The sequence below is a fragment of the Mesorhizobium sp. M1312 genome (genome assembly GCF_040318115.1).
Classification (GTDB): domain Bacteria; phylum Pseudomonadota; class Alphaproteobacteria; order Rhizobiales; family Rhizobiaceae; genus Mesorhizobium.
In genome coordinates, this window is sequence record NZ_JAMYLQ010000001.1 from 273,154 (window position 1) to 297,576 (window position 24,423).

The 24,423-nt window shown below is 63.7% G+C and carries 20 protein-coding genes; 8 read left to right on the top strand and 12 right to left on the bottom strand.

Annotated elements, in window-relative coordinates:
* Nucleotides 1-3: 3 nt before the first annotated feature.
* The 6 genes from NKH36_RS01385 to puuE all read right to left on the bottom strand — a co-directional run bounded on the left by NKH36_RS01385 (nucleotide 4) and on the right by puuE (nucleotide 7,237).
* Nucleotides 4-1,593 (bottom strand): ABC transporter substrate-binding protein, encoded by a 1,590-nt coding sequence (locus NKH36_RS01385; RefSeq protein WP_352959787.1) that lies wholly within the window; start codon nucleotides 1,591-1,593, stop codon nucleotides 4-6.
* A 153-nt stretch (nucleotides 1,594-1,746) separates the two neighbouring features.
* The gene (locus NKH36_RS01390; RefSeq protein WP_352959788.1) at nucleotides 1,747-3,732 is read right to left on the bottom strand and encodes a CocE/NonD family hydrolase; all 1,986 of its coding nucleotides are present in this window, start codon (nucleotides 3,730-3,732) and stop codon (nucleotides 1,747-1,749) included.
* A gap of 69 nt (nucleotides 3,733-3,801) precedes the next feature.
* Nucleotides 3,802-4,395: a nucleoside deaminase gene (locus tag NKH36_RS01395; RefSeq protein ID WP_352959840.1), complete on the bottom strand. Its 594-nt coding sequence runs from the start codon at nucleotides 4,393-4,395 to the stop codon at nucleotides 3,802-3,804.
* Nucleotides 4,395-4,898: an ureidoglycolate lyase gene (locus NKH36_RS01400; protein WP_352959789.1), complete on the bottom strand. Its 504-nt coding sequence runs from the start codon at nucleotides 4,896-4,898 to the stop codon at nucleotides 4,395-4,397. The genes NKH36_RS01395 and NKH36_RS01400 overlap by 1 nt, the downstream gene beginning before the upstream one ends.
* Nucleotides 4,895-5,743: a bifunctional allantoicase/(S)-ureidoglycine aminohydrolase gene (locus NKH36_RS01405; RefSeq protein WP_502911939.1), complete on the bottom strand. Its 849-nt coding sequence runs from the start codon at nucleotides 5,741-5,743 to the stop codon at nucleotides 4,895-4,897. Before NKH36_RS01405 ends, NKH36_RS01400 begins: the two co-directional genes overlap by 4 nt.
* Nucleotides 5,744-5,803: 60 nt before the next feature.
* Nucleotides 5,804-7,237: an allantoinase PuuE gene (puuE, locus tag NKH36_RS01410; protein WP_352959791.1), complete on the bottom strand. Its 1,434-nt coding sequence runs from the start codon at nucleotides 7,235-7,237 to the stop codon at nucleotides 5,804-5,806.
* A gap of 177 nt (nucleotides 7,238-7,414) precedes the next feature.
* Here puuE and uraH point away from each other — a divergent pair, with 177 nt between their 5' ends.
* From uraH to xdhC, 4 genes are all read left to right on the top strand, one after another.
* Nucleotides 7,415-7,789, top strand: coding sequence for a hydroxyisourate hydrolase (uraH, locus tag NKH36_RS01415; protein WP_352959792.1), 375 nt, complete (start codon nucleotides 7,415-7,417; stop codon nucleotides 7,787-7,789).
* Nucleotides 7,790-7,792: 3 nt separating this feature from the next.
* Nucleotides 7,793-9,274, top strand: coding sequence for a xanthine dehydrogenase small subunit (gene xdhA / locus NKH36_RS01420; protein WP_352959793.1), 1,482 nt, complete (start codon nucleotides 7,793-7,795; stop codon nucleotides 9,272-9,274).
* Entirely contained in the window at nucleotides 9,274-11,622 is a 2,349-nt protein-coding gene (xdhB, locus tag NKH36_RS01425; protein ID WP_352959794.1) for a xanthine dehydrogenase molybdopterin binding subunit, read from the top strand. The genes xdhA and xdhB overlap by 1 nt, the downstream gene beginning before the upstream one ends.
* A 76-nt stretch (nucleotides 11,623-11,698) precedes the next feature.
* Complete coding sequence (gene xdhC / locus NKH36_RS01430; protein ID WP_352959841.1) at nucleotides 11,699-12,688, top strand: xanthine dehydrogenase accessory protein XdhC; 990 nt, start codon at nucleotides 11,699-11,701, stop codon at nucleotides 12,686-12,688.
* Nucleotides 12,689-12,745: 57 nt separating this feature from the next.
* On the opposite strand, the gene NKH36_RS01435 is transcribed toward xdhC, so the two are convergent.
* From NKH36_RS01435 to NKH36_RS01445, 3 genes are all read right to left on the bottom strand, one after another.
* Nucleotides 12,746-14,011 carry an LLM class flavin-dependent oxidoreductase gene (locus tag NKH36_RS01435; RefSeq protein WP_352959795.1) on the bottom strand — a complete coding sequence of 422 codons (1,266 nt, stop codon included), beginning with the start codon at nucleotides 14,009-14,011 and terminating at the stop codon, nucleotides 12,746-12,748.
* The gene (locus NKH36_RS01440; RefSeq protein ID WP_352959796.1) at nucleotides 14,008-15,030 is read right to left on the bottom strand and encodes an LLM class flavin-dependent oxidoreductase; all 1,023 of its coding nucleotides are present in this window, start codon (nucleotides 15,028-15,030) and stop codon (nucleotides 14,008-14,010) included. Before NKH36_RS01440 ends, NKH36_RS01435 begins: the two co-directional genes overlap by 4 nt.
* A 75-nt stretch (nucleotides 15,031-15,105) precedes the next feature.
* The gene (locus tag NKH36_RS01445) at nucleotides 15,106-16,026 is read right to left on the bottom strand and encodes a LysR family transcriptional regulator (RefSeq protein WP_352959797.1); all 921 of its coding nucleotides are present in this window, start codon (nucleotides 16,024-16,026) and stop codon (nucleotides 15,106-15,108) included.
* Nucleotides 16,027-16,165: 139 nt separating this feature from the next.
* Here NKH36_RS01445 and NKH36_RS01450 point away from each other — a divergent pair, with 139 nt between their 5' ends.
* From NKH36_RS01450 to NKH36_RS01465, 4 genes are all read left to right on the top strand, one after another.
* Entirely contained in the window at nucleotides 16,166-17,383 is a 1,218-nt protein-coding gene (locus NKH36_RS01450) for a urate hydroxylase PuuD (RefSeq protein WP_352959798.1), read from the top strand.
* Nucleotides 17,384-17,385: 2 nt separating this feature from the next.
* Nucleotides 17,386-18,699, top strand: a complete 1,314-nt coding sequence (guaD, locus tag NKH36_RS01455) for a guanine deaminase (RefSeq protein ID WP_352959799.1) — start codon at nucleotides 17,386-17,388, stop codon at nucleotides 18,697-18,699.
* Nucleotides 18,700-18,774: 75 nt separating this feature from the next.
* Nucleotides 18,775-19,281, top strand: a complete 507-nt coding sequence (locus NKH36_RS01460) for a heme-degrading domain-containing protein (protein WP_352959800.1) — start codon at nucleotides 18,775-18,777, stop codon at nucleotides 19,279-19,281.
* A 175-nt stretch (nucleotides 19,282-19,456) separates the two neighbouring features.
* Nucleotides 19,457-20,722 (top strand): glycerate kinase type-2 family protein, encoded by a 1,266-nt coding sequence (locus NKH36_RS01465; RefSeq protein ID WP_352959801.1) that lies wholly within the window; start codon nucleotides 19,457-19,459, stop codon nucleotides 20,720-20,722.
* Between the two features lie 2 nt (nucleotides 20,723-20,724).
* Here NKH36_RS01465 and NKH36_RS01470 read toward each other — a convergent pair whose 3' ends face one another.
* The 3 genes from NKH36_RS01470 to NKH36_RS01480 form a co-directional block, all read right to left on the bottom strand.
* Nucleotides 20,725-21,459 (bottom strand): UdgX family uracil-DNA binding protein, encoded by a 735-nt coding sequence (locus NKH36_RS01470; protein WP_352959842.1) that lies wholly within the window; start codon nucleotides 21,457-21,459, stop codon nucleotides 20,725-20,727.
* 79 nt (nucleotides 21,460-21,538) lie between these two features.
* Nucleotides 21,539-22,960: a glutamine synthetase family protein gene (locus tag NKH36_RS01475; RefSeq protein ID WP_352959843.1), complete on the bottom strand. Its 1,422-nt coding sequence runs from the start codon at nucleotides 22,958-22,960 to the stop codon at nucleotides 21,539-21,541.
* A 13-nt stretch (nucleotides 22,961-22,973) separates the two neighbouring features.
* Nucleotides 22,974-24,356, bottom strand: coding sequence for an aspartate aminotransferase family protein (locus NKH36_RS01480; protein ID WP_352959802.1), 1,383 nt, complete (start codon nucleotides 24,354-24,356; stop codon nucleotides 22,974-22,976).
* Between the last annotated feature and the right edge of the window lie 67 nt (nucleotides 24,357-24,423).

A 24,423-nucleotide genomic window follows, 5' to 3' on the forward strand; every position in this document is an offset into this window, starting at 1 on the left:
GGCTCAGGCTTCGAGCCAGCACTTTGCCAGAGCGTATCCGTTCATCAGCTCCTGATGCGGATCGTCGACCCAGCCGGCGACCTTGGCGCCTGTCGCGTCGATGAACTGGTTGAACATCGGCAGGATCAGGCCGCCCTCGTCGCGGACGAGCATCGCCATATCGCGATACATCGCCTTGCGCTTGGCCTCGTCGAGCTCGGCACGCGCCGCCAGCACCATCTTGTCGAAATCCGGACGCTTGAAACGTGTGTCGTTCCAGTCCGCCGTCGACAGGTAAGCGGTCGAATACATCTGGTCCTGCGTCGAGCGTCCGCCCCAGTAGGAGGCGCAGAAGGGCTGCTTGTTCCAGACTTCCGACCAGTAGCCGTCGCCGGGCTCGCGCTTGATCTCGAGGGTGATGCCGGCCTTGGCAGCGCTCTGCTGAAAGAGCTGCGAAGCATCGACAGCGCCGGGGAAGGCGACGTCCGACGTCCTGAGCAGGACGGCGCCGTCATGGCCCGACTTCTTGTAGTGGAACTTGGCCTTGTCGGGATCGTATTTGCGCTGCTCGATGTCCTCGGAGAATAATGGGTAGGACGCGTTGATCGGAAAGTCGTTGCCGAGCGAGCCATAGCCTCTCAGGATCTTGTCGAGCATCTCCTCGCGGTCGATCGCGAGCTTCAGCGCCATGCGCAGATCGTTGTTGTCGAACGGCGCCGTGTTGCAATGCATGATGAAGACGTAGTGGCCGGGTCCGGCATGGTTGCGGATGGTGACCCCCGGCAGACGCTTGATCAGGTCGACGATCTTCGGCTCGACGCGGTTGATCATGTTGACCTGGCCGCCCTGCAGCGCCGAGGTGCGCGCGGTGGCGTCGTTGATGACGATGATCTCGATCTGGTCGGCATGACCCATCTTGTCGGCCTGCCAGTAATTGGCAAAGCGCTCGCCGCCATGGCGCACGCCGGGCTCGTTGGTGGTGACCTTGTAGGGTCCGGCCGAGATGCCGGCGTCGGCCTTGTCCTTGCCGCCATTGGGCTGGACGATCAAGTGGTAGTCGCTGAGCAGATAGGGCAGGTCGGCATTGGCTTCCTTCAAGGTCAGCACGACTTCCTTGCCGCTGGCCTTGATGCTCTCGATGCCCTTCATATAGCCGAGCGCGCCCGACTTCGACTTCTCGTCCGAATGGCGTTCGAGCGTGGCGGCCACGTCCTCGGCGGTCACTGTCTTGCCATTGTGGAATTCGACGCCGTCACGAATCTTCAGCGTCCAGACCTTGGCGTCGTCCGAGGAGCCGATCTCCTCGGCGATGCGGTTCTCGAGAGTGCCTTCCGGGGAAAGCTCGACGATCAGTTCGCCCCACATCTTGCCGAAGGCGAACGGCACCTGCGTCATGAACAGGGCCGGATCGAGGCTGTTGGTGGACTCGCCGCCGACCAGGCCGGCCTTCAGCGTGCCGCCCTTGACCGGACCCGCGGCGCGTGCCGCACTTGAAAGCATCGAGTTGGCGAAGGTCGCGGTGACGCCGAGCGCTGCCGCCCGGCCGAGAAAATCACGACGGCTCAGTTTGCCGGATGCGACGCGCCGGCTAAGAAATTCAAGTTCGTTCGACATGTTGAGTTCCTCACTCTGTTGGGACCTTATGGTCGTTTTTTATGGTTTCTTGTGAGGAGAATAATGACCGCAAGGGAACGCCGTAAGCAAGACCGAATGCGACATGCCGTGGCGTAAATCGTACGTCGCAATTGGACCAATCCGCATAAGCGCTCAAAGCAGAGCGCGCGGGATTTTCTCTTCGAAATTGCGCTCGAAAACCAGTTTCTCACCTTCATAGGCTTCGATTCTGGCGCTAACCATGAAGTTTTGCGCGTCGCACCGCATCTCGGCTGATGTTTCGGTGCGCACCGACCATCCATTTCGCGACAGCGTCTGGGTCCAGTGCGTCTTGCCCGAGGCCGACAGCGGATTGTCAGGATGGATCGCCCATGTCTCACGGGCAATGCTGCCATTGGCGAGGCCATGCTCCAGATCGCGCACCTCGCCGAAATCGTCGACCATGGAAAGCGTGACGATTCCGGTCTTTTCGTCGCGATCGATATGACGTTCTGAATTGGCGGCGCGGACCTTTTCGGTTGCCCAGGGCGCGGCTGCCTCGGGAGTGGGGAACGTGACTTCATCGCCTTGCGCCAGCGAGCGCAACGGCAGCTTCAGCGTTGCCGCCGACAGGTCGAGCCGGACCGGCTCCGGCGAAGGCCAGATCATCGGCCAGTAGGCGTTCGAAACGGCAATACGCAGGCGGTGACCTGATGGCAAGCGATAGGCGCATTGGTCGAGCACCACCCGGGCGCCGACGGTTTCGCCTGGCACCAGAGCCTCGGGGAATTCGTGCGAATTGCGATGCGTCAGGTTGAGCACGCCGTAGGAGATCAGCTCCGATGCGCCGTCGGGATGCACGTCGCACAGCCGGATCGCGATGTTCGCTTGCGGCCGGTCCGACGAGACCTGGACCCGCACCTCAGGCGCGCCGACAATGTCGATCGCCTCGGCGAGCACCGGCTGGTCGAAACACACCGACAGCGCATCGTCGGGGCGCTGGTCGCCGGGCAGTTCCGGGCCGAAGGTAAAGGGAAAATATTCGCCGCCGGCGAGGCCGCAGCTTTGCGGCGAAGCGACGATGACCGGCTTGCTGCTTTCTGGGATCAGCTCGACTTCCTGCATCTTGATATCAGGCGACGGCCACACCGGTTCCGCGACCCAGCGGCCCGGCCGCTCGGGATGCCAGCGTGCGGGGCGGACGCTATCCATGACATAGGCGCGATAGGCGGGGTCGGCCTCGACGTCGGTGTCGATGTCCTTCAGCCAGCGGTCCCACCAGCGCAACGCCTCCTGCAGGAAGCCGATGCGCGGTTCGGGTGCCGCATAGTGCGGGTATTTATGGATCCACGGGCCGACGATGCCTTTGACCGGCGCCTCGATATTGGCGGCGAGATGGGAAATGGTGTTGCGATAGCCGTCATGCCAGCCGCCGATCGACAGCACGGCGGCTCGGATGGCGGAATAGTCCTCGCAGATAGAGCCGCGCTTCCAATAAGCGTCGCGGTGCTGGTGCCTCAGCCACAGCGGCGCCAGGAACGCTTGGTTCTCCAGCCGGGTCAGCCACAGGTCGCGCCACCTGTCGTCGCCGGCCAGCAGCGGATCCGGCGGCCGCGACGAATAGGACAGCATGGTCGAGGCCCAGCCGAAATTCTCGATCAGCAGGCAGCCGCCCTTGTAGTGGATGTCGTCGGCGTAGCGGTCGACGGTCGAGCACAGGCTGATGACCGCCTTCAGTGCCGGCGGCTGCTTGGCTGCCGTCTGCAGGCAGTTGAAACCGCCCCAGGAGATGCCCATCATGCCGACATTGCCGTTGCACCAGGGTTGCGCCGCCGCCCAGGCGATCACGTCGCAGGCGTCCTGCAATTCCTGCTCGGAATATTCGTCATCCATAAGCCCTTCGGAATCGCCATTGCCGCGCATGTCGACGCGGATCGAGGCGTAGCCTTGGCCGGCGAAATAGGGATGCGTCAGCTGATCGCGAAAGATCGTGCCGTCGCGCTTGCGGTAAGGCAGGTGCTCGAGGATCGCCGGCACCCGATCCTCGGCAGCATCGGCCGGCATCCATACCCGCGCCGACAGCCGGCAGCCATCCGGCATGACGATGCCCATGTCCGGAAATTCGACGACCTTGCGGGGAAATTCTGTGACGGTTTTCATGCGGCCACATGATGGAGCCGCTGCCGGTGCGTCGTGGGCCAGCCAACGAAATCGGCTGGTCAATCCGCGTCAACTCAGCGGAATGTCGTTTTCGGCCTTGCTCGCCTGGTAGGCGCTGGACAGTTCGTCATAACGCGCCGAGATATTGCCGATCCGCGTTTCCAGCCGCTGGCGCTCGGCCTCGGGCAGCGACCGCACCAGTTTGCGGATCGAAAAGCTCTTCCAATAGGCGTTCTCGGCATTGTAGCCGCCGGGGTCGAGGGTGAAGACCTCCTTCAGGATCTTCAAGTCGTGAGGGATGGCGAAGCTGTCGCGCGAATCTTCGTGGCTGAACAAATAGTAGAAATTATCGAAGCCGGTCCAAGTGATCGCCGACAGGCAGAGCGAGCAGGGTTCGTGCGTGGCGAGAAAAATGGCGTCCTTGGTATCGACGCGCTCGGCCTTCGGCATTTCGTAGAAGCGCTTCAGGCAGTGCACCTCGCCATGCCAGAGCGGGTTTTCCGTCTCATTGTTGGTTTCGGCCAGCACCAGCGAGCGGTCGTCCTTTCTCAGGATCGCTGCGCCAAACAGCTTGTTGCCATAGGCGACGCCTTCGGCCGTCTTCGGCACGATCTCGTGCTCGATCACGTCGAGCAGTCGGTCGATCAGCGAGATTTCGGTCATCATGCGGTCCCATCGGGGAGATCGATCTCGTAAGCGTGCGAGAAATGGCACTCTTCGAGATTGGAGCCGTCGCCACCGCGATCGACGACGAGAAAATCCTGGGCCTCGCCGATCGGCGTAAGCACGCCGTGCCACCGATTGCGTGGGTAATTGACGCCTTGCCCAGGCGCGGTGATGAAGGCGCGCGGCTCACCCGGACCGTCGTCGCCATCATGGCAAACGATAACCAGGAACGGCCGCGGCGACAGCGGGATGAAAGCCTGGCTGCCGAACGGGTGACGCTCGACCATGGTGAGCTTCAGCGGAAAATCGTAAGGCGTGCCGCGCACCATGGAGACCAGCACGCATGCATTCGGCCCCTGCGCTTCGACGGTGGCGAGACCATGGTAACGTTCCGCTCTGCCGCCATTGATCGGATAGTGGTTGTCACCGCCCATATCGATGACGTCGCCGAATTCAGCGAAGTTCTCGCGGGTCAGCGGGCGCGCCACGATGCGGCTCATGGCGCGCGCCTCGCGACGCCGGCGCCGCCAAGCTTGGCATGCCGGTTAACGTCCTTGTAGAGCAAGTAACGGAACTTGCCTGGACCGCCGGCATAGCAGGCCTGCGGGCAGAAGGCGCGCAGCCACATATAGTCGCCGGCCTCGACCTCGACCCAGTCCTGATTGAGGCGGTAGACCGCCTTGCCCTCCAGCACATAAAGACCGTGCTCCATGACATGGGTCTCGGCGAAGGGAATGACCGCGCCCGGCTCGAGCGTGACGACGGTGACATGCATGTCGTGGCGCATGTCGGCCGGGTCGACGAAGCGCGTCGTCGCCCATCTGCCTTCGGTGCCCGGCATCGGCGTGGGCGCGATGTCTCGTTCGTTGGCGAAGAAGGCTTGCGGGACATCGATGCCCTCGACGGCGTCGTAAGCCTTGCGGATCCAGTGGAAGCGGACAGCAGCGCCGCTCTCGTTGCGAACGGTCCATCCGGTTGCCGGCGGCAGGAAAGCAAAGCCGCCCGGCTGCAGGACATGTTTCTCGCCAGCCAGCAAAACGGTCAGCTCGCCCTCGACCACGAACAAGGCGGCCTCGGCGCCGGCATCCGGTTCCGGCCGATCGCTGCTGCCGCCGGGCGCGACCTCGACGATGTATTGCGAAAACGTCTCGGCGAAGCCGGACAGCGGGCGCGACAGCACCCAGATGCGGGTCTTGTCCCAGAACGGCAAGGCGCTGGTGACGATGTCCTGCATCACCCCCCGGGGAATGACGGCATAGGCCTCGGTGAAGACGGCGCGGCCGGTCAGCAGCTCGCTCTGGCCGGGGTGGCCGCCTTGCGGCGCGTAATAGGTTCGGTCGGCCATTTTCATATCCATCAGTTCAAAGCCTATTGCGGAAGGCAAAGCCAATTGTGGAAGCCAAGCCTATTGCGGAAGCATGTCCTTGAGGCGGAGCAGTGCGATGCGCTCGACCTGTTTGCAGGCGGTGTCGAATTCGACGCCGCGGCTGTTGCCGATGCGCGCCTCGAACTCCGCCAGGATTTCCGCCTTGGTCTTGCCTTTCACCGCGATGATGAAGGGAAAGCCAAAGGACGTGACGTAGGCCGCATTAAGTTTTGAGAACAGCTCGCGCTCCTTATCGGTCAGTGCGTCGAGCCCGGCGGAAGCCTGTTCTCTGGCCGATTCCGCTGTCAGCCTTTTGGCCTGAGCCAATTTACCGGCAAGGTCGGGATGGGCGTTGAGCACGGAGAGCCGCTCGGCCTCGCTGGCGCCGCGAAAGACACGGCACAACGCATTATGGAGGCCGCCGGCACTGTCATGCGCCGGGCCGAGCTCCAGCTCGTAGGCGCGCTCGGCGATCCACGGCGAATGCTCGAACACGACGCCGAAAGCCTGGACGAAAGCCTCGAATTCCATTTTCGACGGGCGCAGCGCCGGTAGCCGGAACGGATGGGTCTCTTGCCAGTGCCTGGCGATGTCGATGCGCCGCGCCAGCCAGACCCTGTCGTGCGATTTGACGTAGTCGACGAAGCGCTTCAGCGCCGCGACCCGGCCCGGCCGGCCGACGAGGCGGCAGTGCAGGCCGATGTTCATCATGCGCGGCCGTCCTGCGTTGCCCTCGGCATAGAGCGTGTCGAAACTATCCCTGAGATAGGCGAAGAACTGGTCGCCCGAGTTGAAGCCTTGCGGCGTGGCGAAACGCATGTCGTTAGCGTCGAGCGTATAGGGGATGATGAGCTGCGGCTTCGCCGACCCATCCGGCCCATCATGCTCGAACCAGTAAGGCAGTTCGTCGTCATAGGTGTCCGACACATAGTCGAAGCCGCCTTCTTCCGCCGCCAGCCGCACGGTGTTGATCGACGTGCGGCCGGTGTACCAGCCGGTCGGCCGTGCCCCGGTCACCTCATAGTGCAGCTGGATCGCCGCTTCCATGTCGCGGCGCTCGTCCTCCGGCGCATGGTCGCGGTAGTCGATCCATTTCAGCCCGTGCGAGGCGATCTCCCAGCCGGCCTCCTGCATCGCCGCGACGTGATCAGGCGAACGCGCCAGCGCGGTGGCGACGCCGTAGCAGGTGACCGGCACCTCAGCCTCGGTGAACAGGCGCAGCAATCGCCAGAAGCCGGCGCGCGCGCCATATTCGTAGATCGATTCCATGTTCCAGTGACGCTGGCCGGGCCAGGGTGCGGCGCCGACGATCTCGGACAGGAAGGCCTCCGAAGCCTTGTCGCCATGCAGGACGCAGTTCTCGCCGCCTTCCTCGTAGTTGACGACGAACTGCACCGCCACATGCGCCCCGCCAGGCCATTTCGGATCCGGCGGATTGGCGCCGTAGCCGCGCATGTCTCGTTCGTAACGCATCGTCGCTCCTGCCGGATAGTGTGATCAGGATAGTCGAAAGGGCCGCTTGCGCATTCCCCCGAAAATTTTTGAAAGTGTTTTTGCAGCACTTCACTCGACCGGGACTTATGCATCGCCTTTAATTGGCGCACAATTCGTTCAAGCACGTTTTGAGTGTACCGGGAATGGGAGCAGCCAGTGGCGGAAACGTCGAAAGCCGAAGGCGGACGTCTGACGACCCATGTCCTCGACACCGCGACCGGCAAGCCGGCGGCAGGCCTGTCGATCGAACTCTATCGCATCGACGGCGACATGCGGTCGCATCTGAAGACGGCGGTCACCAATGCGGACGGCCGCTGTGACGCGCCGCTTCTTGCCGATGCGGAATTCCGCACCGGCGAATATGAGCTGGTATTTGCGGCCGGCGACTATCTGCGCCGGCAGGGATTGAGGCTGCCGGAACCGGCCTACCTCGACAGCGTGCCGATCCGCTTTGGCATGGCCGAGCCGGTGCACTATCATGTGCCGCTGCTCATATCGCCCTACGGCTATTCGACCTATCGGGGGAGCTGAGGCATGGCTGGGTTCAAGACACGTAATGAGATACGCTTCATCCTCAATGGCGAGGATATTGCGCTGACCACGGTCGCGCCTGAGGAGACCTTGCTAGACTGGCTGCGGCTCGAGCGCACGCTGCGCGGCACCAAGGAAGGCTGCGCCGAAGGCGATTGCGGTGCTTGCACCGTGTTGGTCGGAAGGCTCTCAGCCGGCCGGCTGGTCTATCAAAGCGTCAATGCCTGCATACGCTTCCTCGGTTCGCTCGACGGCACTCATGTCGTGACGATCGAGCATCTGCGCGGCGACGGCGACAGGCTGCATCCGGTGCAGCAGGCGATGGTCGATTTCCACGGCTCGCAATGTGGCTTCTGCACGCCGGGTTTCGTCATGTCGCTTTACGCCTTGTGGATGAGGACGCCGGAGCCGTCGGATGCGGCCATCGAAAAGGCACTGCAGGGCAATCTTTGCCGCTGCACCGGGTACGAAGCGATCATACGGGCCGCCCGCGCCATCTCCAGCTATGGCAAGGCGGCAAAGGACCCGCTGGCAGCGGAGCGCAAGGTGATCGCCGAGAAGCTCGCGGCCATGAAAGACGGTGCGCGCATCGAGATCGGCGCCGGTAAGCAGCGGCTGGTCGTGCCCGCGAATATCGACGATCTCGCCGCCTTACTCGACAAGGAGCCGGGCGCTACCATCGTAGCCGGTTCGACCGATGTCGGCCTATGGGTCACCAAGAATATGCGCGAAATTTCGCCGGCGATTTTCATCGGCAATCTCGACGGGCTCTGCGCTATCTCCGAAGACAGGGGCATCATCTCGATCGGTGCTGGTGTCACCTACACCGAGGCGTTCTCGACGCTGGCGAAACGCATCCCGGCGCTCGGGCCGCTGTTCGATCGTATTGGCGGCGATCAGGTGCGCAATATGGGCACAATCGGCGGCAACATCGCCAATGGCTCGCCGATCGGCGATACGCCGCCGCCGCTGATCGCACTCGGTGCGCGGCTGACGCTGCGCCGGGGCAACAAGCGGCGGACGATCCCGCTCGAAGGTTTCTTCATCGCCCATGGCAAGCAGGACCGGCAGCCGGGCGAATTCGTCGAGACCGTGCATGTCCCGGTGCCGGGCCGAGACATGAAATTCGCTGTCTACAAGATCACCAAGCGCCGTGACGAGGACATCACCGCAGCGCTCGGCGCGTTCCTGCTGACGCTGGCCAGGGACGGCACAGTGGCGGATATCCGCATCGCCTATGGCGGCATGGCAGCAACGCCGAAGCGGGCTTTCGGCGTGGAAAAGGCGTTGCTCGGCAGGCCTTGGACGGAGGCGACGGTCGAGGCGGGAATGGCCGAGTACGCCAGGGATTTCACCCCGCTGACCGACATGCGAGCGAGCGCCGAATACCGGGCGTTGGCGGCACGGAACCTGCTGTTGCGCTTCTTCGCCGAGACCAGCGGCACCAAGGCGCCGATCCAGGTATCGCGGCACGAGGCGGCTTAATGACCACGCACGCTCCTAACTTCAAGGCACAGAAAATCGCCGGTGGCGTTTCCACCGACCAGCGCCATGATTCCGCGCACAAGCATATCCGCGGCACGGCCGTCTATATCGACGACATGCCGGAATTGGCCGGTACGCTGCATGGCTGCCTTGGGCTTTCGACGGCCACGCACGCGACCATCGCCAGCATGGACTTGTCGGCGGTACGCGCTGCGCCCGGTGTCGTCGACGTGCTGACGGCCAGCGATGTGCCGGGCGAAAACGATATTTCGCCGACCGGCCGTCACGACGAACCGGTGCTTGCCGACGGCAAGGTGCAATTCTTCGGCCAGCCGATCTTCTGCGTCATTGCCGAAACCCGCGAGCAGGCGCGCCGCGCCACAAGGCTGGCCAAGGTCGAATACAAGGAATTGCCCTTCGTCACCGACATCGAGGTGCTTGATCCCCGCAAGGACAAGCTGGTCACGCCGCCGCTGACCCTGAGGCGCGGCGATGCAACGGCTGCGATCAACGCGGCGCCGCGCCGGCTGAAGGGAAAAATGCGCATCGGCGGCCAGGACCATTTCTATCTCGAAGGCCAGATCGCCATGGCCATCCCCGGCGAGGACCAAGACGTCACCATCTATTCCTCGACCCAGCACCCGAGCGAAATCCAGCACATGGTCAGCCATGCGCTTGGCGTGCCGAGCCATGCCGTCACGGTCGAGATCCGCCGTATGGGTGGCGGCTTTGGCGGCAAGGAAACGCAAGGCAACCAGTTTGCCGCGCTCGCGGCGATTGCTGCGAAAAAACACCACCGCGCCGTCAAAATCCGGCCTGACCGTGACGACGACATGATCGCCACCGGCAAGCGCCACGACTTTCTGGTCGATTACGAGGTCGGCTTCGACGACGAGGGCAATATTCTCGGCGTCGATTTCATGTTCGCGGCGCGCTGCGGCTTCTCGGCGGACCTTTCGGGCCCGGTCACCGACCGTGCGCTGTTCCATTGCGACAACACCTATTTCTGGCCGGCGGTGCACGCGCAATCGGCGCCGCTCTACACCAACACCGTGTCGAACACCGCCTTCCGCGGCTTCGGCGGGCCGCAAGGCATGGTCGGGGCCGAGCGTGTCATCGAAGAGGTCGCCTTTGCCGTCGGCAAGGACCCGCTCGATATCCGTAAGAAGAACTTTTATGGCACCAGTGATCGCAACATCACGCCGTACCACCAGAAGGTCGAGGACAACATCATCCACCGCATCGTCGCCGAACTGGAGGCGAGTTGCGACTATGCGAGGCGCCGCCGCACCATTGAAGCCTTCAACGCCAACAGTCGCTTCATCAAGCGTGGATTGGCGCTGACGCCGGTCAAGTTCGGCATCTCGTTCACCGCCACCCACTACAACCAGGCCGGCGCGCTGGTGCATGTCTACACCGACGGGTCGGTGCATCTGAACCATGGCGGCACCGAGATGGGGCAGGGCCTCTACATCAAGGTGGCGCAGGTTGTGGCGGAAGAATTCCAGATCGACCTCGACCAGGTGAAGATCACCGCCACGACAACCGGCAAGGTGCCGAACACCTCGGCGACCGCCGCCTCTTCCGGCTCCGACCTCAACGGCATGGCGGCGCAGAACGCCGCCCGGCAGATCAAGGATCGGCTGACCAATTTCGCCGCTGAAAAATATCAGGTTCCGCGCGACCAGGTGCTGTTCCTGCCCAACCGGGTGCGCATCGGCAACCAGGAAATCGCCTTCGCCGATCTCGTCAGGCAGGCCTATATGGCCCGCATCCAGCTTTCGGCGGCGGGCTTCTACAAGACACCGAAAATCCACTGGGACCGCGACAAGGGCGAGGGCCGTCCATTCTACTACTTCGCTTACGGCGCCGCGTGCTCGGAAGTCTCGGTCGACACGCTGACCGGCGAATACATGGTCGAGCGCACCGACATCCTGCACGAGACCGGACGCTCGCTGAACCGCGCCATCGACCTCGGCCAGGTCGAGGGCGGCTTCATCCAGGGCATGGGCTGGCTGACGACGGAGGAATTGTGGTGGGACGACAAGGGCCGGCTGCGGACCCATGCGCCGTCGACCTACAAGATCCCGCTCGCCTCGGACCGGCCGAAGATCTTCAACGTGACGCTGGCCGACTGGTCTGAAGCGAGCGAGCCGACTATTCACCGCTCCAAGGCGGTCGGCGAGCCGCCGCTCCCGCTCGGCATCTCGGTGCTGCATGCGCTGTCGGATGCGGTGGCAAGCGTTGCCGACCACCGGATCTGCCCGCGCCTCGACCCACCGGCGACGCCGGAGCGGGTGTTGATGGCTATCGAACGGCTGAAGGAGGAGGCCAAGGCCGGCACGTGAACCCAGCCTCGGAAATCGCAGAAAGCGTGCAATTCAGGCCGAAAAACTCTATATTTCCCGACAGGGAATACGAATGATGAACGCGAAAGTGCAAAGCCTGAAAGCCTTTCTTGCGCGCGCCGGCCGGGTCGCCCTGGTCGAGGTGGCCGGGACAAAAGGCTCGACGCCACGAGAGAAGGGCGCCTTCATGCTCGTCTCGGGCGCGGCAATTTTTGGCACGATCGGCGGCGGCCAACTCGAATACATGGCAATCGACAAGGCACGACAGCTGCTTTTCTCCCCCCTTGAGGGGGAGATGGCCGCGGAGCGGCCAGAGGGGGTCGTCTCTGAAGGCAGCGCCAGAGCGTCGAGCACTGCCGCGGCGACCCCACCCGGCGGCTTCGCCGCCACCCTCCCCTCAAGGGGGAGGGACATCCGCGCCACTCTCGACATCGCGCTCGGGCCCGAGATCGGTCAGTGCTGCGGCGGCAGGGTCGAGGTGCTGATCCGGCTGGTCGACGCAGCGTTGGCGCAAAAGCTGGTTGCGGCGGCGGAAGCCGAGGAAGCGCAACTGCCGCATGTCTACATCTTCGGCGGCGGCCATGTCGGCCAGGCGCTGGCATCGGCGGTGGCGTTGCTGCCGGTCCGTGTCGTCGTTGTCGAGACGCGGGCCGAGGCCCTGGAAGGCATGCCGGGCACGGTCGAAACCAGCCTGACGCCAATGCCTGAAGCAATGGTGCGCGAGGCTCCGTCTGGGAGCGCCTTTGTAGTCCTCACCCACGACCACGCGCTGGATTTCCTGATCGTTGCCGAGGCACTGAAACGCCGGGATGCCGCCTATGTCGGCATGATCGGCTCGAAGACCAAAAAGGCGACGTTCAGGAGCTGGTTCCTGAAGTCGGCGGACGGCAGCGAGGCGGAATTTGCTCCCCTCGTCTCGCCGATCGGCGGCGATGCAGTCAAGGACAAGCGTCCGCACGTGATCGCGGCACTTGCGGCGGCCGAGATCATGACGGCGCTGGTCGCTCACACCGTCGCACCAGCCGCTCCGCACCCCGCCTCTCGTGGCGAGGCAATGGCCGGCTGACAGCTGATGTCCAGCCGAGCTGCATTTTCGTGCAGGCGCGCATCCATAGCCTGCTGTTCACATCGGCCGCTTCAGGCCCAGATTGTCGCGCAGCGTGCGGCCTTCATAGTCCTTGCGAAACAACCCGCGCCGCTGCAGCTCCGGCACGACAAGCGCGGCAAAGGCGTCGAGTTCGCCGGAAAAATAAGATGGCATGACGTTGAAACCGTCGGCCGCGCCGCCCTCGAACCGTGCCTCGAGTTCGTCGGCGATCTGGGCCGGCGTGCCGACGATGCGCCAGTGGCCGCGCGCGCCGGCGAAGTGTCGCGCAAGTTGCCGGATCGAGAGGTTGTCCCGGCGTGACTGCTCGATGACGAGAGCCTGCCGGCTCTGCATGCCTTCGCTGGCCGGCAGCTCCGGCAACGGCCCGTCGATGGGGTAGCGCCACAGATCGGAAATGCTGAGATAGCTAGACAGCAACGCGACGCCGACATCGTCTGGGATGAGCTCCTGCAGTTCCTCATACTTCTCGTGGGCTTCTGATTCCGTTTCGGCCACCACGGGCGCGACGCCAGGCATGATCTTGATGTCGTCGGGCTCGCGCCCAAAGGCCGCCAGACGCCCCTTGAGATCGGTGTAGAAGGCCTTCGCCTCCTCGAATGTCTGCGCCGCCGTGAACACGACATCAGCGGTCCGGGCGGCAAGATCCCTGCCAACGTCCGAGGCGCCGGCCTGGACCATCACCGGCGCGCCCTGCGGCGAGCGCGGCAGGTCGAGCGGGTCGCGAACCGAAAAGCTCTGGCCGTCATGACCAGATCCGGAAGCTCCATCGAGCTTGCCGTACCAAAGTCCGGTGACCACTTCGGCGAACTCACGCGCTCGCTCGTAGCGGTCGGCATGCGGGCGCAAGCCGGTCGAGCCGAAATTGGCGGCTTCGATGTGGCTGGCGGAGGTGACCAGGTTCCAGCCGGCACGGCCGCCGCTCAGATGGTCGAGCGACAAGAAGGTCCGCGCCAATCCGTAGGGTTCGTTGTAACTCGTCGAGGCCGTGGAGACGAGGCCGATATGGCTGGTCTGGACCGCGAGAGCCGCAAGCAGGCTGATGGGTTCGAAGCCGATCGAACGTGACGTCTGGCTGGCGATGTTGACATTGGCCTCGCGCACGCCCGCGGCGTCCTCGCAGAAGAGCATATCGAATTTCGCCGCCTCCGCCGTCCGCGCCAGCTGGATGTAATGGTCGATGTCGACACCCGCCGTCACATGCGCCTGCGGATGGCGCCAGGCCGCGATGTGGTGGCCTGTCGCCCACAGAAAAGCGCCGACTTTCATCTGACGGGCGGTCATTGTCCCTCGTCCCCGGCAAGTCCGAGATGGGAGCGCAGCGTGGCATCGCGATAATCCGGCCGAACAAGGCCGCGACGACGAAGCTCCGGCAGCACGTGATCGACGAAGTCATTGAGCACAGACAGCACCGGCGGCATGAGTATGGTGAAACCGTCGCAGTTTTTCGATCGGAAGGTCTCTTCGAGCCTGTCCGCGATCAAGTCCGGCCTGGCGGCCGTTTCAGAACCCGGTGCGACGTTCATCAGCACCTTCATCGTGCCCGGACCGCGCCCGAACGCCAGCGCGCGGCGCATCAGATCGTCGGCCTTCGCACCCGCGACCGATGGCTCGTCCAGCAGGATGACATCGGCGAAGCGGGCGGCGATCTCTATGTCGGGCTCCGACAGGCCTGACATGACGAGCACCGGGGTATCCTGCGGTGAGCGCGCCACGTTCAGCGGCCCACGCACCGAAAAATATTCTCCCTTATGGTCGAGCAGGTGCATCTTTTTAGGGTCGAAGAAGCGGCCGCCGCTTTTGTCGAACAGCAGGGCGTCCGCATCCCAGCCTCGCCACAGGCCCTGCACGATCCCGATGAATTCCTCCGCACGTCGGCGGAAATCATCGCGGGAAAACCCTTCCGGCCGGCTGAAATCGGCAGCCTCGCGCGGATCCGGCATCATCGTCGCGTTCCAGCCGGAACGGCCATGGCTGATGATGTCGAGCGAGGCAAAACGGCGCGCCAGATTGTAAGGCTGGTGGGCGACCGTCGACGCCGCGGCGACGAGGCCGATCCTGCTGGTCACCGTCCCCAGCGCCGCCAGCAGGGTCGTCGCTTCGAAGGGCAGTTGCCGGTTTGGTGCGTCGCCGCCTGAAACCAGCGCTGAATCGGCAAGCAGCACCATGTCCAGCCCAGCCGCTTCGGCCTTTTGCACGAACTGGGCCAGAAGGCTGAAATCCAGACCGGCGTCGGAGGGAGGGGAAAGAGCGCTTTCCGGAAACAGTGAAACGGCGAGATGCATTGTGGCACCGCTGGCCATCGGTCTTCTCTGGTGAGTGAATTCCGCAGGGACTATCTTCGCCGGTTGGACGGGAAGCAACCGGCCAGCCGGCGATCATTTGCCGGCCAGAATATCCTTGATCAGCCGTTGGCAGCGCTCGGCCATGAAGTCGAGCAGCAGCCGCACCTTGGGATCCTGCAGCTTCTTGTGCGGATAGACGGCGGCGAACTGCACCGGTGTCGGCGGCGTATCGGGCAGGATCACCTTCAGCCGCCGGTCGCGGATGAACGGCTCGACCTCGAAGCGCGGCTTGTTGATGATGCCGCGGCCCGACAGCGCCCATCCGGTCAGCACGTCGCCATGGTCGGTGTCGTAGGGCCCGTGCACTTCGAATTTTCGCGGGCCGTCGGCCGTCTGCAGCGTCCACACATATTCACGCGCGCCGGAATAGCGCAGCATCAGGCAGTCATGCTTCTTGCCGATCAGTTCCTGCGGCTCGGTCGGCTCGCCACGCGCCTCCAGATATTTCGGTGCCGCCACCAGCACCCGCTCGCATTCCATGATGCCGCGCATCCTGAGGCTGGAATCTTCGATGATGCCCAGCCGGAAGGCGACGTCGATGCCTTCCTTCATGATGTCGACATTGTGGTCTGAAAGCCTTAGCCGCACCTCGATGTCAGGATATTTGTCGTGAAAATCCGGGATACCCGACGCCACCAGCCGGCGGCCTAGGCCGAGCGGCGCTGTCACCTTGATGGTGCCGCGCGGCTGGCCGGACAAAGCGCTGACCGCGGCTTCCGCCTCGGTGATGGCTTCCAGCACCTGCTTGGCGCCGGAATAGAATACCGTGCCGTGCTCGGTCGGCATCAATTGCCGCGTCGTGCGGTTGAACAGCCTGACACCGAGGTGTTTTTCGAGTTCCTTGATGCGGTTGGAGGCGACCGCCGGCGAAATGCGCATGTCGCGTCCCGCCGCTGACAGATTGCCAAGCTCGACGACACGGACGAAAACGGCGATGTTGTCGAGATAGGCCATGCGGCTTTAGGGCTCTCATACGCTGCGTAGGGATAACCCTAGTATTTTCCAATTTTTTTTGAAAGTCATCGTGCAGCTCAACCCTTTCCGTTTGCGCTCCAGTCCGTAAAGTCACCCAATCGGCAGGGACGTCTTTTCAATGATCGATTTCGCAATTTTCTGGGACTGGCTGAGTTTCGCCGTGCGCTGGCTGCATGTCGTCACCGGTATCGCCTGGATCGGCTCGTCCTTCTATTTCGTCGCGCTTGATCTCGGACTGCGCCAGCGTCCGGGCATGCCTGTCGGCGCCTTCGGCGAGGAATGGCAGGTGCATGGCGGCGGCTTCTATCACATCCAGAAATATCTGGTGGCGCCGGCCGAAATGCCCGAGCATCTGACCTGGTTCAAATGGGAATCCTACGCCACCTGGCTGTCGGGTTTCGCCATGCTGTGCGTCGTCTACTACGCCGGCGCCGATCTGTTCCTGATCGATCCCAACGTGCTGCCGATGTCGGTGCCGGTAGGCATCCTGCTGTCGCTGGCGACGATCGGCGTCGGCTGGGTGGTCTACGATCTGCTCTGCCGTTCGCCGCTGGGCAAGAGCGACACCGGCCTGATGCTGGTGCTCTACGGCGTGCTGGTGTTCATCGCCTGGGGGCTCACCCATCTGTTCACCGGCCGCGCCGCCTTCCTGCATCTGGGCGCCATCACCGCCACGATCATGTCGGCCAATGTCTTCATGGTCATCATCCCGAACCAGAAGATCGTCGTTGCCGACCTGATCGCCGGCCGCAAGCCCGACCCGAAATACGGCAAGATTGCCAAGCAGCGCTCACTGCACAACAATTACCTGACGCTGCCCGTTTTGTTCCTGATGCTGTCGAACCACTACCCGCTGGCGTTTGCTACCCAGTTCAACTGGGTGATCGCCTCGCTGGTTTTCATCGTCGGCGTGCTGATCCGGCACTATTTCAACACCATGCATGCGCGCAAGGGCAACCCGACCTGGACCTGGCTGGCGGCCGCCGTCCTGTTCGTCGTCATCATCTGGCTGTCGACGGTGCCGAAGGTGCTGACCGGGGAAGCCAAGGCGTCCTCTGCGGCACAGGTCTATGTCGCCTCCGCGCATTTTCCCGCAGTGCGCGACACCGTGCTTGGCCGTTGCTCGATGTGCCATGCGCAAGAGCCGTCCTACGAGGGCATCTACCATGCGCCGAAGGGGGTGATGCTCGACACGGACGCCGGTATCGCCGAGCAAGCCCGCGAGATCTACCTGCAGGCCGGCCGCAGCCATGCGATGCCGCCCGCCAATGTCACAGGCATCACCGACAAGGAACGGGCGCTGCTGGTGGCCTGGTTCGAGGAGGCAGGGAAATAAGCATGATCAGCACACTCCTGCGCGGCCGCACACTGTCCTTTCTGCGCTGGCCTGAGACCGTCGACGACCATTCCGCCTGGCGCTACGAGGAGGACGGCGGCTTGCTGATCCGCGACGGCAGGATCGTAGCCGCCGGCGCCTATGCCGAGGTCGAGAAAAAGGCTGATGAAGGCGCAAAAAAGATCGACCACCGCCCGCACCTGCTGCTGCCGGGCTTCATCGACGCGCATGCGCATTTTCCGCAGATGCAGGTTATCGCTTCCTACGGCGCCGAGCTGCTCGACTGGCTGAACACTTACACTTTTCCCGAGGAAACCAAATTCCAGAACGCGCAGCATGGCCGCCGCATCGCCAGGCTGTTCCTCGACGAGATGGTGCGTCATGGCACGACGACGGTCGCCGCCTATTGCTCGGTCCACAAGGAGTCTGCCGAAGCGTTCTTTGCCGAGTCGCATGACCGCAACATGCTCAACATCGCCGGCAAGGTGATGATGGACCGCAACGCGCCGGAAGGGGTGCTCGACACAGCGCAGTCGGCCTATGACGATAGCAAGGCGCTGATCGCCGATTGGCACGGCAAGGGGCGCCAGCATTATGCGATCACGCCGCGCTTCGCCATCACCTCGTCACCCGAGCAGTTGGAGATGGCGGGTGCGCTCTGTCGCGAACATCCAGACCTGCACATGCAGACGCATCTGTCGGAAAACCACGCCGAGATCGCCTTTGCGCTGCAACTCTATCCGCAGGCACACGACTATACCGACGTCTACGAACGCTATGGGCTGCTCGGGCGCAAAAGCCTGTTCGGCCACTGCATCCATCTGTCGGAACGTGAGGCGGATGCGCTTTCGGACACGGGCTCGGTGGCCGTGTTCTGCCCGACCTCGAACCTGTTCCTCGGCTCGGGCTTGTTCGACTATCAGCGCTACCGCACGCGTGACAAAGCCCTCCGCATCGCGGTCGCAACCGATGTCGGCGGCGGCACCAATTACTCGATGCTGCGCACCATGGACGAGGGCTACAAGGTGATCGCGCTGAACGGCGAGAAGCTCAATCCATTCCAGTCGTTCTGGCAGCTCACCCGCGGCAATGCCGAGGCGCTGTCGGTCGTGGAAAAAATCGGCACGCTGGACCAAGGCAGCGATGCCGACATCGTCGTGCTCGACGCACGCGCCACGCCGGCGATGCGGCTGCGGATTGAGACGGCGGGCACGCTGGCGCAGGAATTGTTTCTGCTGCAGACGCTGGGCGACGACCGCGCCGTGCGCGAAGTCTATGTTGCTGGGCGGGCGGCGAAGAGCGATATGGCGGTTTAGCTATCCCGCACGTTCCGTCTTGACCGGGCGGCAGCCATCGGTCAAAGCCTGCAGCGAAATTGACAGGGGAACGACATGGCCGTTGCGGACGACATCGCTCTGATCAAGAAACAGGAAGCTACGCTTGTCGCCCCCGTCTTCGACGAGGCTGTCGCCTTCAAGATCGGCTCGGCGATCCGTGATCGGGCGCTAGCCGAGAACCTGCCGATCATCGTCGACATCAGGACCTTTGACCGCCCGCTGTTCTATGCCGCGATGCCGGGCTCGAACGCCTCCAATCCGGACTGGGCGCGGCGCAAGATCAACGTCGTGCGCCGGTTTTTGAGAAGCACCTACGGCCTGGTGCTGGAGCAGCAGCGCCCCGACCGCAGCTTCAAATCCGGTGAGGGGCTCGACATATCAGACTATGTGCTGGCCGGTGGTGGCTTTCCCATAGCGGTCAAAGGTGCCGGCGTGATCGGTGTGATCGCGGTCTCGGGCCTGCCGGAGCGCGAGGATCACGGCGTCGTGGTCGATGCGCTTTGTGAGCACCTAGGTATTGATGCGCGCGATCTTGCGTTGCCGCCGGAAGCAAAATCTTGACGTTGGCACCGCCCCTCATCCGCCTGCCGGCACCTTCTCCCCGTATAGTGACGGGGAGAAGGGACGCGCTCCAACGCTGGCGACCCCCTCTCCCCGTCTCTATACGGGGAGAGGGTAGGGGTGAGGGGCGGCGCCAGCGGTGGGAAAACTGTATCGACGTTGGTGGCGGCGCAGCATGACCGCGCTAGACCCGAAGCCCTTCTTTATATCGATCTTCAACGCCGCCGTCGCCGCTGCCGATCCCCAGAGGACGATCAGGGATTATCTGCCGGCAACGCCGAAAGGGCGCACTATCGTCATTGGCGCTGGAAAAGGCTCGGCGCAGATGGCGGCGGCTTTCGAGAAGGTGTGGGACGGGCCGATCGAAGGGTTGGTCGTCACCCGTTACGGCTATGGCGCGATCTGCCAGCGCGTCGAGATCATCGAGGCGGCACATCCGGTGCCGGACGCCGCCGGCCTCGAAGCCTCGCGCCGATTGCTCGAAAAGGTGCAGGGGCTGACCGCGGACGATCTGGTCGTGGCGCTCATCTCCGGTGGCGGCTCGGCGCTGATGCCGTCGCCTGCCGAAGGTCTGACGCTGGCCGACGAGATCGCCGTCAACGAGGCGCTGCTCGCCTCCGGCGCGCCGATCGCCGCCATGAACACCATCCGCAAGCATGTTTCCACGATCAAGGGCGGCAGGCTGGCGGCCGCTGCCTACCCGGCCAAGGTGGTGTCGCTGGTGGTCTCCGACATTCCTGGTGACAATCCGGCGCTGGTGGCTTCCGGCCCAACTGTTCCCGATTCCGGCAGCCGTGAAGACGCATTGGCGTCGATCACCGCCTACGACATTAAACTGCCGGCCTCTGTAATGGCGTATATCAATTCGCCGGCCGCAGATGCGCCGCGCGCCGACGATCCGCGTTTTTCGCGCAACGAAGTGCATCTGATCGCCTCGGCCGGCGTGTCGCTGGAGGCGGCTGCGGCCGAAGCTAGGCGCCAAGGTATCGAGGCGGTCATCCTCTCCGATTCCATCGAGGGCGAGGCGCGCGAGGTCGGCGGTGTCCACGCCGCGATCGCGCGTGAAGTCGCGACGCGCAACCGGCCTTTTCCAAAGCCGGTGCTGATCCTGTCGGGCGGCGAAACCACGGTGACCGTGCGCACAAAAGGCAAGGGCGGCCGCAACAGCGAGTTCCTGCTCGCCTTCGCCATTGGCATCAGCGGTATCGATGGCATCCATGCACTGGCCGCCGACATCGACGGCATCGACGGCTCTGAGGACAATGCCGGCGCCTTTGCCGACGGTTCGACGGTATCGCGGATGCGGGCGATGGGCGTCGATGGCAAGGCAATGCTCGCCGGCAACAACGCCTGGACGGCATTCGACGCCATCGGCGATCTTTTCGTGCCCGGCCCGACCGGGACGAATGTCAATGATTTGAGGGCGATCCTGATCAGATAGGGTCAGGCGGCCATCAGCTTTTTCACCGTCTTCATGTCCTGCAGGAACCGCTCGCGTTCGGCCTGTTTGTCCGCCGGCTCGCGAATGCGCAGGATGAAGGACGGATGGATGGTGACGAACACACGCAAGCCATCCTCGCGCTCCACGACCGCGCCGCGCATCTTCATGATCGGCACGATCTTGCCGAGCAGCGACTGCGCCGCGGTTGCGCCGAGCGCCACCGCCAGATTGGGCTTGATGAGATCGAGCTCCTTGTCGAGCCACCAGCGGCAGGCCTGCACCTCGCCGGCATTCGGCTTGGAATGGATGCGCCGCTTGCCGCGCGGCTCGAATTTGAAATGCTTGACCGCATTGGTGACATAGACTTTCAGCCGGTCGACGCCGGCATCGTCCAAGATGGCGTCGAAGACTTTGCCGGCCGGTCCGACAAAAGGTTTGCCGGCCAGATCCTCCTGGTCGCCGGGCTGCTCACCGACGAAGATCACCTTGGCCTTGTCAGGCCCTTCGCCGAACACAGTCTGTGTCGCATTGCGCCACAGCGGACAGCGGCGGCAGGCTTTCGCGACTTCGCTGAGCTCGGGAATGGTGCTTGCGCCATCGTCTTCCGCCGTCTCAGGCAATTCAGGCTTCGGCCAGCGTCTTGCCTGCACCTTGGCGTGGTGCGGCGTGGGATTTGTCTGCATCCTGGCGATCATGGCTGATGCGGCCTTGTCCGCTGCTGCGATCAGATGCGGAATGAGCGAAGCCCCGGAAAGGTTCCTTCAAAATAGCCCGGACCGGACTTTCGCCGGGAGAATGACCGGCGATGCGATCGCCTCACACCTCATGCAGATAAAGGTGATAATCCAACTCGCTGACCGTACGCGCCACCCGCAGATATTCGGATTGCTTGATCGCCACGAAGGTCCGATGCAGGTCTTCCCCCAGCGCCCCTTTGAGGAATGTCGAGGCCCTTGCCGCCTCGATCGCCGCACGCCAGTCCACTGGCATTGTCGTCCGTGTCACGGCTGATTCGTACCCATTGCCGGTGGTTTCGGGGCCGGGATCGAGGCCCTCGTCGAGGCCCTTGGTGATGCCGGCCAGCACAGTTGCCGCCACCAGATAGGGGTTGGCGTCGACCCCCGACGGCCGGTGCTCAATGCGCCGGTTTTTCGCATTACCCGCTGGCACGCGCAGCGCCACCGAGCGGTTGTTGACGCCCCAGGTCGGCGCCACCGGCGCATAGGATTGCGAAACGAAACGCCGCCATGAATTGGCGTGCGGTGCAAACACCAGCATCGATTCGGCCATGGTCTGAATGAGGCCGCCAAGGCCGCGCAGCAGCGGCAGCGACCAGGTCTCCCCGCTGGCTTCGGCAAAGACATTGTTGCCGGCCTTGTCCTGCAGTGAGACATGGAAATGCATGCCGGAGCCGGCATATTTCTCGATCGGCTTGGCCATGAAGCAAGCGGTGACGCCGTGGCGGCGCGCCTGTGCCCGCACCAGCCGCTTCAGCATGACGAGATCGTCGGCCGCCCGGATCACATCCTGGCGATAGTTCAGCGTCAGCTCGTACTGGCCCGGCGCATATTCGGAAATGACCGTCTCGGCCGGGATGCCTTGCACCTTGGCCGCGGCATAGATGTCGGAAAACAGCGGCTCCATGCCGTGCAGATGGTCGACGGAATAGACCTCAGTCTTGGCCGAGCGGCGGCCGTCGAGCACCGCGTTCGCCGGTCGCACCTTACCGTCGGCGTCGCGCTCGTTGGCGAGCAGGAAGAATTCGAGCTCGAAGGCGCCGGCCGGATGCAGGCCCTTCGCCGCCAGTATTTCCACCTGACGGGCCAGCGCCAGCCGCGGATCGGAGGACATGGGCTGACCGTCGAGATGATACATCGCCATCAGCACCTGGCCGCGCGGCGGCTGTGTGCCGAACAGCGGCACCAGCGTGCCGGGGATCGGCCATGCCCGCAGGTCGCCGTCGCCGGTCGTCCAGATCAGCCCGGTCTCGTGCACGTCCTCGCCGGTGATGTCGAGGCCGAGGATCGAGATCGGCATATGCCGGCCGCCCTCGAAGATGCTCGTCAATTCGTGCCGGCGCACGATCTTGCCACGCCCGACGCCATTGGCGTCGGTCAGCACGATGTCGAACGCTTCGATCTCGGGATGGGCGTCGAGAAAGGTTTGCGCCTCGGCGGGCGACGAGCCGGAAGGGGAGGCAATGATGGCGTTCAAAGTTTGCTTGTGCGCTTCTCTCATGTGCAAGCTTGTCTCATGCCGCGAGCCTTGCCGCAACCGCACCGAAGGCTGTGATCAGGTGGTTGACCTGGGTGGCGCTGGTCGCCGGCGAGATCAGCATCATGTTGTGGAACGGCGCGATCAGCACGCCGCGATTGACCAGCGCGACATGGATAGCCGCTTCGAGTTCCGGCGCGTGCGCTGTTTCCGCCTCGCCGCCATTCCTCAGCGGGCCGGGTGCGCAGATGAACTCGACGCGGGCGCCGACTCGGGCAACATGCCAGGGCAGGCGGTAACGGTCGATGACGGCGGTCAGCCCGGCGTCGAGCCGCCGCGCCAGATGGTCCATATGGCCATAATTCTCGTCGGTCATCACTTCTTCGAGTGTGGCGCGCATCGCCGCGAACTGCAGCGGATTGGCCGAGAGCGTCGTGCCCATGCCGGAATAGCCTGGTTCCTTGGTCCTGAGATAGTCGGCATAGTGGGTGGCAACGTCTTGGCTCATCCCCCATACACTGGCCGGCACACCGCCGGCGATCGGCTTGCCGAGCACGAACAGGTCCGGCTCCAAGCCGTGTTTCCTGGTATAGCCGCCCGGATCTGTCGAGATCGTGTGCGTCTCGTCGATCAGCAGCAGGGTGCCGGCCGCGCGGGTGAGACGTCGCAGCGCGTCGTGGAAGCCGGGATCGGGCAGCACCATGCAGGAATTGGTCAGCACCGGCTCGGTGATGACGCAGGCGATATTCTTATCCCGGAGCACGGCGTCAAGTGCTGGCACATCGTTGAACTCGATGACATCGGTCGTCCGGGTCAGGTCGCGGAATTCGCCGGCCAGTCCCGGCCGGTTGCCCGGCCTGCCGTCGACCAGCCGCACCATCGTCTCGTCGACCGAGCCGTGATAGCAGCCGTTGAAGACCAGGATCTTTTCCCGGCCGGTGATGGCGCGGGCGACGCGCAGCGCAAAGCGGTTGGCATCGGTCGCGGTCGTCGCGATCTGCCAGAACGGCAGGCCGAAGCGCTGTCGCAGCAGCAGGCCGATGGCGAGTGCATCTTCGGAAGGCAGCATGTAGGTCAGGCCGCGTCCAGCCTGCCTACGGATGGCGCGAGCGACCGGTAGCGGCGAGTGGCCGAACATCGAGCCGGTATCGCCGAGGCAGAAATCGTCGAGCTGGTTGCCGTCGATATCGATGATGATGGCGCCTCTGGCGCTGTCGACCAGGATCGGGAACGGCGTCGGCCAGTCGGTCATCCAGTGCATCGGCACGCCATCGAAGAAGCCCGGCAGGCCATTGCCGGCCTTCGCTGCCGATTTCGGCCGCGCCTTGCGGAAGGCTTCGGCCTCGGTCTCGCGCAAATCGGCGATGCAGGCGGCGCTGATGCCGCCGATGGACGTCTTTGAATGGTCGATTGTATGCATGAAGGCCCCTCTCATACGTCACTTTGCCAATCGGCGTCCGGAACCGCAATTGGCCGCGCAGCTGCCC

Coding starts and splice junctions, on each gene's coding strand:
- NKH36_RS01385 (WP_352959787.1), bottom strand. CDS start 1,593: ATGTCGAACGAACTTGAATTTCTTAGCCGGCGCGTCGCATCCGGCAAA.
- NKH36_RS01390 (WP_352959788.1), bottom strand. CDS start 3,732: ATGAAAACCGTCACAGAATTTCCCCGCAAGGTCGTCGAATTTCCGGAC.
- NKH36_RS01395 (WP_352959840.1), bottom strand. CDS start 4,395: ATGACCGAAATCTCGCTGATCGACCGACTGCTCGACGTGATCGAGCAC.
- NKH36_RS01400 (WP_352959789.1), bottom strand. CDS start 4,898: ATGAGCCGCATCGTGGCGCGCCCGCTGACCCGCGAGAACTTCGCTGAA.
- NKH36_RS01405 (WP_502911939.1), bottom strand. CDS start 5,743: ATGGCCGACCGAACCTATTACGCGCCGCAAGGCGGCCACCCCGGCCAG.
- puuE (WP_352959791.1), bottom strand. CDS start 7,237: ATGCGTTACGAACGAGACATGCGCGGCTACGGCGCCAATCCGCCGGAT.
- xdhA (WP_352959793.1), top strand. CDS start 7,793: ATGGCTGGGTTCAAGACACGTAATGAGATACGCTTCATCCTCAATGGC.
- xdhB (WP_352959794.1), top strand. CDS start 9,274: ATGACCACGCACGCTCCTAACTTCAAGGCACAGAAAATCGCCGGTGGC.
- xdhC (WP_352959841.1), top strand. CDS start 11,699: ATGAACGCGAAAGTGCAAAGCCTGAAAGCCTTTCTTGCGCGCGCCGGC.
- NKH36_RS01435 (WP_352959795.1), bottom strand. CDS start 14,011: ATGACCGCCCGTCAGATGAAAGTCGGCGCTTTTCTGTGGGCGACAGGC.
- NKH36_RS01440 (WP_352959796.1), bottom strand. CDS start 15,030: ATGGCCAGCGGTGCCACAATGCATCTCGCCGTTTCACTGTTTCCGGAA.
- NKH36_RS01445 (WP_352959797.1), bottom strand. CDS start 16,026: ATGGCCTATCTCGACAACATCGCCGTTTTCGTCCGTGTCGTCGAGCTT.
- NKH36_RS01450 (WP_352959798.1), top strand. CDS start 16,166: ATGATCGATTTCGCAATTTTCTGGGACTGGCTGAGTTTCGCCGTGCGC.
- guaD (WP_352959799.1), top strand. CDS start 17,386: ATGATCAGCACACTCCTGCGCGGCCGCACACTGTCCTTTCTGCGCTGG.
- NKH36_RS01460 (WP_352959800.1), top strand. CDS start 18,775: ATGGCCGTTGCGGACGACATCGCTCTGATCAAGAAACAGGAAGCTACG.
- NKH36_RS01465 (WP_352959801.1), top strand. CDS start 19,457: ATGACCGCGCTAGACCCGAAGCCCTTCTTTATATCGATCTTCAACGCC.
- NKH36_RS01475 (WP_352959843.1), bottom strand. CDS start 22,960: ATGAGAGAAGCGCACAAGCAAACTTTGAACGCCATCATTGCCTCCCCT.
- NKH36_RS01480 (WP_352959802.1), bottom strand. CDS start 24,356: ATGCATACAATCGACCATTCAAAGACGTCCATCGGCGGCATCAGCGCC.